This window comes from Nocardia cyriacigeorgica (assembly GCF_010868145.1).
In the GTDB taxonomy this organism is placed as follows: Bacteria; Actinomycetota; Actinomycetes; order Mycobacteriales; family Mycobacteriaceae; genus Nocardia; species Nocardia cyriacigeorgica_D.
Map to the genome: position 1 here is coordinate 1 of NZ_JAAGUY010000002.1, position 13,692 is coordinate 13,692.

The 13,692-nt window shown below is 66.6% G+C and carries 11 protein-coding genes; 8 read left to right on the forward strand and 3 right to left on the reverse strand.

The genetic code is table 11. The features are described 5' to 3' along the window. Window positions 1–214: 214 nt before the first annotated feature. Both GV792_RS03860 and GV792_RS03865 read left to right on the forward strand, forming a co-directional pair. Window positions 215–697, forward strand: coding sequence for a hypothetical protein (locus GV792_RS03860; protein WP_163822251.1), 483 nt, complete (start codon window positions 215–217; stop codon window positions 695–697). 332 nt (window positions 698–1,029) lie between these two features. After that, window positions 1,030–1,629 carry a pyridoxamine 5'-phosphate oxidase family protein gene (locus GV792_RS03865; RefSeq protein ID WP_163822252.1) on the forward strand — a complete coding sequence of 200 codons (600 nt, stop codon included), beginning with the start codon at window positions 1,030–1,032 and terminating at the stop codon, window positions 1,627–1,629. A gap of 33 nt (window positions 1,630–1,662) precedes the next feature. Here the strand turns inward: GV792_RS03865 and GV792_RS03870 are convergent, their stop codons facing one another. After that, window positions 1,663–2,121 (reverse strand): GtrA family protein, encoded by a 459-nt coding sequence (locus GV792_RS03870; RefSeq protein WP_163822253.1) that lies wholly within the window; start codon window positions 2,119–2,121, stop codon window positions 1,663–1,665. Window positions 2,122–2,265: 144 nt separating this feature from the next. On the opposite strand from GV792_RS03870, the gene GV792_RS03875 reads away from it, so the two are divergent. Continuing rightward, window positions 2,266–3,744, forward strand: a complete 1,479-nt coding sequence (locus GV792_RS03875) for an FAD-binding oxidoreductase (RefSeq protein WP_163822254.1) — start codon at window positions 2,266–2,268, stop codon at window positions 3,742–3,744. Then, window positions 3,741–4,520, forward strand: coding sequence for a decaprenylphospho-beta-D-erythro-pentofuranosid-2-ulose 2-reductase (locus GV792_RS03880; RefSeq protein ID WP_163822255.1), 780 nt, complete (start codon window positions 3,741–3,743; stop codon window positions 4,518–4,520). The genes GV792_RS03875 and GV792_RS03880 overlap by 4 nt, the downstream gene beginning before the upstream one ends. Before the next feature lie 84 nt (window positions 4,521–4,604). Here the strand turns inward: GV792_RS03880 and GV792_RS03885 are convergent, their stop codons facing one another. Continuing rightward, on the reverse strand, window positions 4,605–4,994 hold the full coding sequence (locus GV792_RS03885) for an SgcJ/EcaC family oxidoreductase (RefSeq protein ID WP_163822256.1): 390 nt from the start codon (window positions 4,992–4,994) through the stop codon (window positions 4,605–4,607). A gap of 211 nt (window positions 4,995–5,205) precedes the next feature. Between GV792_RS03885 and GV792_RS03890 the strand changes: the two genes are divergently transcribed. The 3 genes from GV792_RS03890 to GV792_RS03900 all read left to right on the forward strand — a co-directional run bounded on the left by GV792_RS03890 (window position 5,206) and on the right by GV792_RS03900 (window position 12,685). After that, window positions 5,206–7,269: a galactan 5-O-arabinofuranosyltransferase gene (locus GV792_RS03890; protein WP_163822257.1), complete on the forward strand. Its 2,064-nt coding sequence runs from the start codon at window positions 5,206–5,208 to the stop codon at window positions 7,267–7,269. Between the two features lie 93 nt (window positions 7,270–7,362). Next, window positions 7,363–9,225, forward strand: a complete 1,863-nt coding sequence (locus GV792_RS03895; RefSeq protein WP_175583945.1) for a glycosyl transferase — start codon at window positions 7,363–7,365, stop codon at window positions 9,223–9,225. Between the two features lie 100 nt (window positions 9,226–9,325). Beyond that, complete coding sequence (locus GV792_RS03900; protein ID WP_178124417.1) at window positions 9,326–12,685, forward strand: arabinosyltransferase domain-containing protein; 3,360 nt, start codon at window positions 9,326–9,328, stop codon at window positions 12,683–12,685. Here GV792_RS03900 and GV792_RS03905 read toward each other — a convergent pair. Further along, window positions 12,678–13,178, reverse strand: coding sequence for a cupin domain-containing protein (locus tag GV792_RS03905; protein WP_163822258.1), 501 nt, complete (start codon window positions 13,176–13,178; stop codon window positions 12,678–12,680). The genes GV792_RS03900 and GV792_RS03905 overlap by 8 nt on opposite strands. Before the next feature lie 273 nt (window positions 13,179–13,451). On the opposite strand from GV792_RS03905, the gene GV792_RS28990 reads away from it, so the two are divergent. Beyond that, window positions 13,452–13,613, forward strand: coding sequence for a hypothetical protein (locus GV792_RS28990; protein ID WP_175583128.1), 162 nt, complete (start codon window positions 13,452–13,454; stop codon window positions 13,611–13,613). The last annotated feature ends 79 nt before the right edge of the window (window positions 13,614–13,692 follow it).

Sequence of the window (13,692 nt, forward strand, 5' to 3'; positions counted from 1 at the left end):
CCCGAAACCACCCCCGACCTCGTCACATCCGCCGAGGGAGCGCCCGGGGACCTGGCGCTGCCCGGCACTAGCACCGATGGGCATTACTCGCCGGTAAATGAGACGAATCCGACAGTTGTGAAAAATTCGCGAAAACCCGTAACGCTTCAGGCACCTGCCCTCGATACGAACCATGAATGCAGGACCTGATCTGTAACGGGGAATGGAGAAGACAGTGCGTACGACGTTTCCGACTTCCGTCGCGGCGGACACCATGTCCGCTGCCGCGCAGGACTACACCCAGCGCGGTTGGACGGTCGCTGAAACGGCCAACGGTCTGTGCCTGATCACCGATGACGACATTTCCGCCATCGAGGTCAGCGGGGAGCTGGCCGCCGAGGTCCGTCGCTTCCTGCGTGCCAACAACCTGTCCGGACCGGTGATCGAGATCCCCGGTACCGAACGTCGCGAAATCCACCTCGTCACCGGCGTCCGCAAGGCAGCCATGGCGATCGAGGCGATGCGCGAGGCCGGAGCCACCGTCCACACCGACGGTGCGGGCATCCCGCTGCCGCCCACGCACCTCTCCGCAGGGTCGGCCGCGTGGGGCATCGCCCCGGGCGAAGCCCGCTGGGTGCCGCCGGTGGTCGCGATCAGCGCCGCTGTCCGGGCCGCCGCGGCCCGTCGGCGTGGACAGCTCACCAGCGTCGCCTGCTGAGTCGGCACCGAAGCAACGGACCAGACCGTCCAGGACAACAGCACACGGTAGACACCGACCCCGCCGTTCACCGGCGGGGTCTTCGCCGTTGCCGAGAACGGTGATGGCGCCCGGGACCGCCACCCAATAGCGACGGCGGTCCAACGAACGGACCAGTCAGTTTGCTGGATGTCCGGAAACCTCTGAGCCTGCCCATAATTCGTCCATCCCGGTAGACAGATTTTCCCCCATTCACGAGCGCATTCCCGATAAAGTTGACCGGATTCCTCTTATGTCGCTGGTTCGATGCTGAGCCTCGACGGTCTCGAATCCGGCTATCACAGGGGGCACGCATGCGCGGCAGCGACGGCGAGCACGAACTACAGGAACGCCAGGGGACACAGGACCGGGCCCGACGCTTCTACGACGCCCAAGTCCGCGATCGACTCAACGACCACATGATCGAATTCGTCGGCCGGATGGATATGGCGTTCATCGCCACCGCCGACGCCCGCGGCGAATGCGATGCCAGCTTCCGGGCGGGTGATCCGGGATTTCTGTACGTCATCGATGCGCAGACGGTCGCGTATCCGGAGTGTCGGGGCAACGGTGTGCTCGCCAGCCTCGGCAATATCCACACCAACCCGCATATCGGCATCCTGATGGTCGACTTCGTCCGCGACCTGATCGGACTGCATATCAACGGCTCGGCCCGCATCGTCGACGATGGCGCGCTGCGCGGCTTGGTGCCCGGCCTACCGCCGAGCCGACGCGGCCGCGAGGCTCAGGTCTGGGTTGTTGTCGATGTGGAAGAGGCCTATATCCACTGCCGCAAGCACATTCCGCATCTGATGCCCGCCACTAGTGAGCAGCGGGAATGGGGCACCGACAATGTGCGCGCCAAAGGTGGCGACTACTTCGGCGTCAAAGCGGAGACGCTGGTGGAGAGCTGAGCGGAGCCGGGCGGCAGGCGCAGCCGACCCGCACTAGTCGATCTTGAAAATGACCATCCGCTGCACGACGAAGTTGATCACGGTAGCGGTGCCCTGCGCGATGACGAACGCCAGCGGCAACCGCCACCACGTGTCGTCCAACGCCTGGTACATCACCCAGTTGATACCGACCTGCACCGCGAAGGTGACCGCATACAACACGACCACCGCGATGAACCGGGCCCGGCTCGGCGGCGCCTGGAAAGTCCAGCGGCGATTGATCAGGTAGGCGGTGGTGGTGCCCGCGATGAAGCCGATGGCCTTGGCGAGGTTGACCGGAAGTCCTGCCAGGTACAGCAGGGAATACAGACCGAAGTCGACGACGGCCGACAACCCGCCGGTCACACCGAACCGGACGATCTGCGTCTTCAGGTCGACATCGGTGCCGCCTGGCTCGTCGACCAGCGGAATCTCGACCGGAAGCGGCAGATGGGGTTCGGCACTCACGCGCACGAGCCTAAACGACGTCCAAGGGCCGGGCCCGTTGTCGGCCGTGCAGTCGGCAGCCATCGGCATGCCCACGGTGCCCGCGTGGCCGATGCCATACCGACGGGTACGGCGACCGCGGCCGCTTATCCGGCGATACCTGTAGCCTCTATGCCGATGTCCACGAAAGCTACGACCCCAACCACGACGACCGGTGATGAGAGCGTTTCCGCCGCCACCAACGGCGCGGCCCGCACGTTCGAACTACCGACGCGCACCCGCACGCTCACCGGGTGGGGTCGCACCGCGCCAACATCCGCCGAAGTGCTCTCGACCAGCGATCCTGAGCTGATCGCCAAGGCCGTGACCATGGTCGCCGAGGACAACGACGGCAAGCCGGCCCACCTGCGCCGCGGCGTCATCGCGCGCGGGCTCGGCCGCTCCTACGGCGATCACGCGCAGAACGGCGGCGGCCTGGTCGTCGACATGACCGCGCTCAACCGCATCCACCGCATCGACGGCGACACCCATATGGTCGACGTCGATGGTGGCGTGAGCCTGGATCAGCTGATGAAGGCGGCGCTGCCATTCGGCCTGTGGGTTCCGGTGCTACCCGGCACCAGGCAGGTCACCATCGGCGGCGCCATCGCCTCCGATATCCACGGCAAGAACCACCACTCCGAAGGCAGCTTCGGCAACCACGTCCGATCCATCGACCTGCTCACCGCCGACGGGCAGGTGCAGACCGTCTCGCCCAAGAAGAACGCCAAGCTGTTCTGGGCGACCGTCGGCGGTAACGGCCTGACCGGCATCATCCTGCGGGCCACGATCGAAATGATCCCGACCGAGACCGCGTACTTCCTCAACGACGGCGTCAAGACCAGCACCCTGGACGAGACGATCGCGGTGCACAGCGACGGCAGCGAAGCGAATTACACGTACTCGAGCGCGTGGTTCGACGTGATGAACCCGATGCCGAAGCTCGGCCGGGCCTGCCTGACCCGCGGCCGCCTGGCGACGGTGGACGAGCTGCCCAAGAAGCTGCGCAAGCAGCCGCTGAAGTTCGACGCACCGCAGCTGCTCACCGTGCCCAATATCTTCCCGAGCTGGACGGCCAACAAGCTGACCCTCGGCGCGGTCGGCGAGGCGTACTACGCGATGGGTGGTACCTACACCGGCAAGGTGCAGAACCTGACGCAGTTCTATCACCCACTCGACATGGTGGCGGAATGGAATCGCGCCTATGGCCCGGCCGGATTCCTGCAGTACCAGTTCGTGGTGCCGACCGAAGCGGTCGATGAGTTCAAGCGGATCATCATCGACATCCAGGCCTCGGGACACATCTCCGCGCTCAACGTCTTCAAGCTGTTCGGTGCGGGCAACCAGGCTCCGCTGAGCTTCCCGATGCCGGGCTGGAATATCTGTGTCGACTTCCCGATCCGGCCCGGCCTCAACGAATTGGTCACCGACCTGGACCGTCGCGTCCTCGAATTCGGCGGCAGGCTCTACACCGCGAAGGATTCGCGCACCACCGCCGACACCTTCCACCAGATGTATCCCCGGATCGACGAGTGGATCAAGATCCGCCGAAGCGTCGACCCCACAGGCGTTTTCATGTCCGATATGGCCAGGAGGCTGGAGCTCCAGTGATCAACGCAGTTGGCAACCCGCAGACCATCCTGCTGTTCGGCGGAACCTCGGAGATCGGGCTGGCGATCTGCGCCGAGTACCTGAAGAAGGGCGCCGCCCGCATCATCCTCGCCGCGCTGCCCGGCGATCCGCTGCGTGAGGGCGCGGTCGCGCAGATGAAGGCGGCCGGCGCCGAGCAGGTCGACGTCATCGATTTCGACGCCCTCGACACCGACAGCCACGCCAAGGTCATCGACCAGGCCTGGAACGGTGGCGATGTGGATGTCGCCATCGTCGCCTTCGGCATGCTTGGTGACGCCGAGGAGTTGTGGCAGAACCAGCGCAAGGCGGTACAGATCGCCGGTATCAACTACACCGCTGCGGTGTCGGTCGGTGTGCTGGTCGGCGAGAAGATGAAGGCGCAGGGTTACGGGCGCATCATCGCCATGTCGTCGGTCGCCGGTGAGCGGGTGCGCCGATCCAACTTCGTCTACGGCTCGACCAAGGCCGGCCTCGACGGCTTCTACCTCGGTCTCGGTGAGGCACTGCGGCCGTACGGTCCGCGCGTGCTCGTCATCCGGCCGGGCCAGGTCCGCACCACGACCACGCTCGAGCACTGGAAGGCGACCGGCGCCAAGGAAGCACCGTTCACCGTCGACAAGGAAGAGGTCGCGGCGCTTGCGGTCGCGGCGTCGCAGAAGGGCAAGGAGCTGATCTGGGCTCCCGGCCAGGTGCGCTACCTGATGTCGGTGCTGCGCCACATCCCGCGCCCGGTGTTCCGCAAACTCCCCATGTGAGTAGCTGATCGAAGGCGGGTCGTTGCCTATCGTGAGTTACCGCAGACGATCGATCGTCTGCGGTAACTAGCGGGCGATCAGACGCTACACGCCGCTCACAGGCGTGTTCTGGCCGGTGCGGATCCGCCATTCATCGTCTCGGAACTCTGCGGTCAGGATGATCACACCGTGCATCGGGTCGCGCGCCGGGTCAACACCATCCCGAGTGCGTTGCCGTGCCACGATCTGCATGACGGCAGGCGTGAGCTCAATGGTCATCTCATGCTCATAGCGGACGCTGACCTCATGAAGCGGCCCACCGACAGCGAACACGAAACGTTGTTTCGCGAGCAGTTCATCCCGATCTGCCACCAGGCCGCCGCTGAAGTTGATGAAGGCGCTGTCCTCCCAGAACAACGCGTTCATGGCATCAGCATCGTTGGTGTTGAAGGCATTCTCGTACCGGTCAAGCAGATTCAACGCCGCATTGCTCATTGTCGACCTCTCTGTCACGTCGGCTTGCTTCGACACAGCAAACCTAGAAACTCGACTGCACTCGAGGTCAAGGCCTTCGACGCCGACGGCCCTGGTGATCTATGGCACTCACGGAAGGCACTCCAGATCGGCGATTCGGCCGACGATACGGCTCCACTAGGCTGGCCCGGACGTGCGGGCGGACGACAGGAGCCGGAGGTTGGGCGCGCCGATGACGACGGAGGACGAAGTGCGGTCGGGGCAGTTGGTGCGCCGGATCGGAGGCGGACTCGGGCAAGCAGTGCTGGCCACAGTGGTGGCGGGGGTCGTCGCGGCCGCCGGACTGTATGCGTTCTCGCTGGTGCAGTGGCCTGCGTTCAACTCTTCCCATGTGACTCGGGCGCTGACCACGGTCGGGCAGGTCGCTGCCGCCGCGCTGTTGGTGGCCTCGATCGTGCTGCTGCGGCGCAAGACCAAGCTGTGGCTTGCGAAACTGCTGTCGTGGGCGGGCATTTCGGCGTTCGTGACGGTGACGCTCGGGATGCCGCTGGCCGCGACGAAGCTGTATCTGTTCGGCGTCTCCGTCGACCAGGAGTTCCGCACCGAGTATCTGACCAGGTTGACCGACAGCGCCGCGCTGCGCGATATGACCTACGCGGACCTGCCGCCGTTCTACCCCGCCGGGTGGTTCTGGATCGGCGGCCGGGTGGCGAATGTGCTCGGGATGGACGGCTGGGAGGTCTTCAAGCCGTACGCGATCGCGTCGATCGCGGTGGCGGCGGTGATCGGGTTGGTGCTCTGGTCGGAGCTGATTCGCGCGGACTGGGCCGTCGGGGTGGCGGCGGCGGTTGCCGCGGTGGGGGTCACCTTCGCTTCGCCCGAGGCGTACGGCGCGGTGATCGCGATTCTGTTGCCGCCGGTGCTGGTGCTGGCGTGGGGTGCACTGCATCGGCCCGACGACCAGCGCGGGACAGCAGGCGGCTGGGGTGCGGTGATCGGCACCGGGGTGTTCCTCGGCGTCGCGGCCACTTTCTACACGCTGTATCTCGCGTTCGCGGCATTCGCGGTGACGCTGATGGCGCTGATCGCGGCCGGATACGCGGTGTGGGCACGGCGGGCGGCGGATCGCTCGCGTCGCCGGAGCGCTGCCGCACGGGGCGCGACCAGCACGCAAACCACCACCACAACGCAGGGCACCTACGACACCACTGACTCGCCGACCACTGGCACGCGGGACGCCGTCGATGCGAACCGCGGCGGCGCGTGGCGTGCAGCAATCCCCCCACTGACCCGCCTCGTCGTCATCGCTGTGATCGCCGGGCTCATCGCGCTGACGGTGTATCTGCCGTTCCTGCTGGAGCTCCTCGGCGGAACCTGGCCAAGAGGTGGCACGGCGTTCCACTATCTGCCCGAAGCAGGCGCCGAACTGCCGTTCCCCATGGTGGAGTTCTCCCTGATCGGCGGCTTCTGCCTGGTCGGCACGATCTGGCTGGTGCTGCGGGCCGGATCGTCGCGGCGAGCGCAGGCGCTCGGTATCGGCGTGGTCGCGGTGTATTTGTGGTCGCTGCTGTCGATGCTGGCGACGGTCGCCGGGACCACGCTGCTGTCGTTCCGCCTGGAACCGATCCTGTACGTGCTGCTGGCCGCGGCGGGAGCGTTCGGTTTCGTCGAGGGTGCGCGGGCCGCCTACCAGGCGTTCAACGAACCCGAGCGGTTCCGGATCGTCGTGGTCGCGGTGGCGCTGGTCGGTGCGCTTGCCTTCACCCAGGACATTCCGCGCGTGCTGACGCCGGAGATCACCACCGCCTACACCGACACCGACGGTGACGGTGTCCGCGCCGATCAGCGCGACCCGTCCGCGGTGCACTACTACCGCGAGATCGACGCCGCACTCACCGAACAGACCGGCCGTCCCCGCTCGGAGACGGTGCTGCTCACCGCAGACACCACCTTCCTCGCCTACTACCCGTACTTCGGTTTCCAGGGCCTGACCTCGCATTACGCCAATCCACTCGCCGAGTTCCCCGAACGTGCGGGAGCCATCGCGCAATGGAGCGAGCTGGAAACCCCGCAGGAACTGCTCGACGCGATGGCGGCGGCGCAGTGGCGTGCCCCGGACGCCTTCCTGTTCCGGCGCAGTGGCGAGGACCTCACATTGAGGTTGGCAGAAGACGTCTACCCGAACGACCCGAATGTGCGCCGATACACCGTCGCGTTCCCCAGTGCGCTGTTCGACGATCCGCGCTTCACCAGCACCGACATCGGACCGTTCACACTGGTCACGGTCGGGCGGTGAGCTAGACGAGCCCGTCCCGGCTTGTCAGCGCCTGCTCAGGATGGTTGTGTAGTTGGCTGCTGATCGAGCCGGTATGAGGAGTTGTCTTACGTTTTGAGTGGGGAACCTGACGTCGAGCGGGGTGGATCGGCGGCGGTGGACGTCGCGACCGAACGGTCGGCGACGGCCCCGCGCCCCACCTCGCAACGCGCACCCGAACGGACACGTCCACGGCTGCGGATACGGCGCGCCGACCTGCTGATCGGTGCGAGCTACCTGGTGCTCGCCGCCACCATCCTGTCCGGGCAGTGGCGTGACACCAGCGGCTCCTACCTGATCAAGAGCGGTCAGGACCAGACCATGTGGGAATGGTTCTTCGCGGTCACCGCCCATTCGGTGGCAAATCTGCAGAACCCGCTGGGCACCCACCTCCAGAACTTCCCCGCCGGGGTGAACATGATGGCCAATACGGCCATGTTCGGCGTCGGGGTTCCGTTGACACCGGTCACCCTGCTGTTCGGTCCGACCGTCACCTTCGTGCTGGTTCTCACGCTTGGGCTCGCTTGTACCGCATTCGCCTGGTACCGGCTGTTCGCCCGGGAATTGGTGAGCTCGCGGACCGCCGCCGTGATCGGCGGTCTGTTCTGCGGGTTCGCGCCCGCGATGATCTCGCACGCCAACGCCCACCCGAACTTCGTGGTGCTTGTGCTGCTGCCGGTGATCGCCGGACAGCTGATCCGGATCGCGCGGCGCGCGAGCACCGCCGAAGACCCGCGGCCGCGCCGCCGGGTCCGCGATGCGGTGATCCTCGGGCTGCTGGTGGCCATGCAGATCGCGCTCGGCGAGGAACCGCTGCTGATCTTCGCGCTGGCCTTCGCCGTCTTCGCGATCGGCTACTACCTGCGCGAATTCCGCACCGGACTGCGGATCCTGCGCCGGATCACCCCGACGGTGGCGCTCGCCGCGGTGATCACCCTTGCGCTCACCGCGATTCCGCTGTGGTGGCAGTTCTTCGGTCCGCAGAGCTACCAGTCCATCGACCACGGTCAAATGGGCAACGACCTGAAGACGATGACCCAATTCCCGTCGGAATCGCTGGGTGGCATGCTCTCGCCCGGTCAGAGCGTCGCGATCAATCCGACCGAACAGAACGCCTACTTCGGCTGGCCGCTGCTGTTAGTGCTCGTCGTCACCGTCGCTCTGCTGTGGCGCGAGCGCATGGTGCGCGCCGCGACGGGCGTCATCGCGGTGTTCGGTGTGCTGTCACTCGGCTCGGAAGCCATGTTCGGCAAGAAGGGCACCGGGATCATGCTCCCGTGGCGGCTGCTGGAATCGGTGCCGCTGGTCAACTCGATGCTGGAGACCCGGCTGACCATGGCCGCGATTCCGGCTATCGCGGTGATTCTCGCGCTGGCCACCGAACGCGCGATCGCACTGTGGAAGGAGTCGGCGGTCGATCCCAAGCCGCTGGCCTGGTTCGCCGCCATGGCCTTCGCACTGCTGCCGCTGGTTCCGACGATCCTTCCGGTCGCCGAGCGGACCGACACACCGCAGTTCTTCGCCGACGGCACCGTCGACCGGTACGTCGACGACGGCTCCGTGGTCGTCGTCCCGCCGCCGCGCCCGCCCGATGCCAAGGCCTTGCGCTGGCAAGCCGACGCCGGCTTCTCCTTCCCGCTGGCGGGTGGCTATTTCGTCGGCCCCACCGGTGCGGACAAGAAGGCCATCTACGGGCCTGCCGCACGCGCGACCGCGACACTGCTGGTCAAGGCCCAGGACACCGGTAAGGTGCCGGTCATCGATGCCGACGACCGGGCCGCGGCGCTGGCGGATCTGCGGTTCTGGCGAGCCGACGTCGTGGTGCTGCCGCAGACCACCCGTGACGACACCCTGCGCCAGACCATGGGCCTGCTGCTCGGCGCCGCACCGACCCGCGTGCAGGACGTGTGGGTCTGGGACGTGCGAGCGCTGCGGTAACCACGATCACTCGCGGTCAGGCGTACCTCCGCATTCGCTGCGGCCATGCGCGGGCTAGGGGCGGACCTCCGTCCGGCAGCGCCCATTAGAGTCGAGTCCCGTGCGACCGGACCGATCTCCCAGAGCGTTCAACCGTCTCCGCCTGATCGCCCTCGTCTCCGGATTCCTCGGATTCGTGCTGGCGTTGCTGACCCCGCTGCTGCCGGTGCGTCAGGAGCAGGCGGTCCTCGACTGGCCGCAGGCCGGGCAGGCGAGTGTCGAAGCGCCGCTGGTGACTTACGAGCCACTGCGACTCGAACTCACCGTGCCGTGCCCGGTGCTGCGGGACGCGACGGGCACGCTGGTCTCGACCATCCCGATGGAATCCGATCAGGCCTCGGCCAAGGGCCTGATCGTGGCGGTGCGTGACGGCACGCTGTCGGTGCTGTTGCGTGATGTTCCGCTGCTGTCAGCGCCGGTAGCCGAGATCGGCGACTGCCAGGCGATCAGCGTCACCTCGGAGGCCGCGGCGACGACTGCCGAGATCGTCGGAGTGAACCGCGCGGACGGAACGCCGTTCGGCGCCACCGTCACTCGCGATATCCGCCCGCAGATGGTCGGCGTGTTCACCGAGCTGGACCAGGCGCAACTCGACGGCATCCGGTTGCACGCCGATATCGATTCGCGCTTCAGCTCCTCCCCCACCGCGTTGAAGCTCGCGGCGATGATCATCGCGGTGCTGAGCACCATCGTCGCGCTCATCGCACTGCATCTGCTCGACACCGCCGACGGGCGCCGGGCGCGCCGGTTCCTGCCCGCGCACTGGTGGCGCTTCACCCTCGCCGACGGCGCGGTGCTCGGCACCCTCGCGCTCTGGCACGTCATCGGCGCCAACACCTCCGACGACGGCTACATCCTGAATATGGCTCGTGCCTCCGAACACGCCGGGTACATGGCCAACTACTACCGGTGGTTCGGCGTACCCGAGGCGCCGTTCGGCTGGTCCTACGAGGTGCTGTCCTGGATGACGCGGGTCTCCGATGCCAGCCCGTGGATGCGGCTGCCCGCGCTGCTGGCCGGAGTCGTGTGCTGGCTGGTGATCAGCCGCGAGGTGCTGCCGCGGCTCGGAGCGCGGGTCCGCAGCAACAAGGTCGCGTTGTGGACGGCCGGACTGGTGTTCTTGGCCTTCTGGCTGCCCTACGACAACGGTCTGCGGCCGGAACCGCTGATCGCCGCCGGCGCGCTGCTCACCTGGTGCTCGATCGAACGGGCGATTGCCACGGCACGGCTGCTGCCTGCGGCGATCGGCATTCTCATCGCGGCATTCTCGCTGGCGGCCGGGCCGACCGGGCTCATCTGTATCGCGGCGCTCATCGCGGGTTCACGGCCGGTGTTGCAGGTGATCGTGAAGCGGGCACGCGGTGAAGCGGCGACGCAGTCGATTCTCGCCGAGGCGCGTGCGCAGGCAACGGGATCCGGTGACAGCGACGCTCACCAGGGCTCCGAAGCGACACCCACCCACCGTCCGCGCGGCTCGTTCGCCAGCGGAATCTTCCGCTACGCAGCCCTGCTGGCACCCGGCCTCGCTGCCGGAACCCTGGTGCTGGTCGTCATCTTCGCCGATCAGACACTGACAACCGTCATGGAAGCCACCCGTGTCCGCACCATCGTCGGTCCGAACGTCGCCTGGTTCGACGAACGCACACGCTGGGATTCGCTGCTCATGCTGGCACCCGACGGTTCGCTGTCGCGGCGGTTCGGTGTGCTGCTGATGCTGCTGTGCCTGCTGGTCTGTGTGCTCCAGGTGCTGCGCAAGGGCCGGATTCCCGGTACTTCGCGCGGTCCGTCGGTACGCATTCTCGGCATCGTGTTCGCCTCGCTACTGCTGATGATGTGGACGCCGACCAAGTGGACCCACCACTTCGGCGTCTACGCTGGTCTCGCCGGATCGCTGGCGGCGCTGGCGGCGGTCGCGGTGGGCGTCAACGGGATTCGTTCGGCACGCAACCGCGCATTGTTCGCCGCGGCGGTGCTGTTCCTGCTCGCCATCACCTTCACCGGATCCAACGGCTGGTGGTACGTGTCCAGCTACGGTGTCCCGTGGTGGGACAAAGCGCCGCTGGTCGCGGGTAAGGGTGTGTCGACGCTGTTCCTCGGACTCAGTGTGGTGGCGTTGCTCGTCGCGCTGTGGCTGCATTACCGGCAGCCGTATCGACAGTCCGGCGAATCGCGATGGGGAAGGTACGCCTCGGCCCCGTTGACGATCGCCGCCGCGCTGATGGTGGTGTTCGAGGTTGCCTCGCTGGCCAAGGCCGCCGTCACCCAGTATCCCGCCTATTCGGTCGCCGAATCCAATCTGCGGTCGCTGGCCGGTGAGCCGTGCGCGCTGGCCGATTCGGTGCTCGTGGAGACGAATACCGCCGACTCACTGCTGCTTCCGTATGACGGCGCGCCCGCCGACGGCCTGACGTCCACCGAAACCGGCGTGGAGTCGATCGGATTCACCCCGGACGGTGTGGCCGACGACCTGACCGCCGACGCCGAGGAGGTCGCGGGCGGCGGCGCCAATACCGTCGAAACCGATAACGACAACAAGACCAGTGACACCACCGGCGCAGGCACCGGCGGCGGCACCACCGCACAGGCCGGGATCAACGGTTCGACGGTCGCGCTGCCCTTCGGCCTCGACTCCGCCCGCACCCCCGTGCTCGGCAGCTACACCGACGAGGAGCAGAAGCAGGCGAAGCTGACCACCCAGTGGTACCGCCTCGACCTGACCGACTCGATGCGCGCCGACCCCGCCTACCGACTGCTGGCCATCACCGCCGCCGGCCGGATCCGGTCCGTTGACGCCGACGGTGTGCTCACCTACGGCCAGGACCTGGTACTGGAGTACGGAACCCGCGCCCCCGACGGTTCCATGACGGTGCTGGGTGCGGTGACGCCGACCGATATCGGACCGGCACCGTCCTGGCGGAACCTGCGGGTGCCGCTGGACCAGCTGCCCGTCGAGGTGAACGCGGTGCGCCTGGTCGCGGCCGACAACGACATCACCGAGCGCCAGTGGCTGGCCATCACCCCACCGCGGCTGCCCCGCCTGGCCACCCTGGACTCGGTGGTCGGCCACACCGACCCGGTCCTGCTCGACTGGCACGTCGGCCTGGCCTTCCCCTGCCAACGCCCCTTCGACCACCGCTACGGCGTCGCCGAAGTCCCCCGCTGGCGCATCCTGCCCGACCGAGTCGGCTCGGACGCCTCCAACGCCTGGCAGGACAATATCGGCGGTGGGCCACTGGGGTGGACGGAACTGCTGCTGCAAGCGAAGTCGGTGCCGACGTATCTGAACGACGATTGGGGCCGTGACTGGGGTTCGTTGGAACAGTTCACCCCGTATGACCCGAGTGCGGCGCCGGCCGAACTCGAGATCACGACAGTGACCCGCTCGGGCCGCGCCGACGACTCCCCCATCCGGATCAGATGACCCGAGTGAGTTCCTCACGCCACACGGCACTGTCGAAGTAATGGTTGTCGTAACGCTCGGAGCTGTCGCGAATGTCTTGAACGGTCGCTTCGCCGCGATAAACCCGCTCCAGCAGCCGGTAGTAATCGAACCGGTCCGGGCCGGGCGTGAACGCGACGAACAGTTCGGCATCCGAATCGGCTTCGGGCGCGAAGGCGTGCGGAACGCCGGCCGGGATGGTCAGGAAATCGCCCCGGCCCATGCGAACGATCCTGTCGTCGACCAGGAACCGCGCGGCACCGTCGAGCACGAGGAACATCTCGGTCATCCCGGTGTGAAAATGCGCGGGGGCACCGGGCGAACCCTTCAGCAACCGCGCCTTGTTCGCGGTCAGCGCGCCGCCGGTGTCGCTGCCCTGCGCGAGCAGCATGATCTGGCTGAGCGCACCGTCCTGCAAGGTCTCCGCCGTCTGCGACCGAACAAGGACGGGCGCGGTCTCGGTCTGGTTCGTCATCAGGTCTCCTTGTTCACTGTCCACAATCGCCCGTCATCGGGCGGTTCGACACGTAGACGACGCAGGGGTGCGCAGTGTGACAGCGCGATATGAGGCCGTCTGTCCATCCTCCCCACTCGTGGGCACTCCACGGCTGGGGAGCGGTAGATTTTCCGGCCGCACGCGATACCAAGCAGTAACTCACCGGTCACTCAGTGTCGCCCCGGGAAACGTTGCGCTACTGCTTGTTTCGATCTCAGGATTTACCAAGCGAGGGACCGTACAGTTGAAACCATGACTCCGGCCTTCGAAGATATGCCCCTGCGCGATCTCGTCGGACTGCTCAACGACGAGGAGCAACGAGAACTACGCCCTTCGGTGCTACGGGTGCTCAACCGGCTGCCCGACCAAGAGGTGTTACGTCGCGAACTGGGTAAGCGTATGACCAACGCGTAGACCAGCACACCCCGTCGGCCAAGCAAAGGGGCGGCGTTCGTCATTCGACGAGCGCCGCCCTTCGTCAGCCATGGAGCCA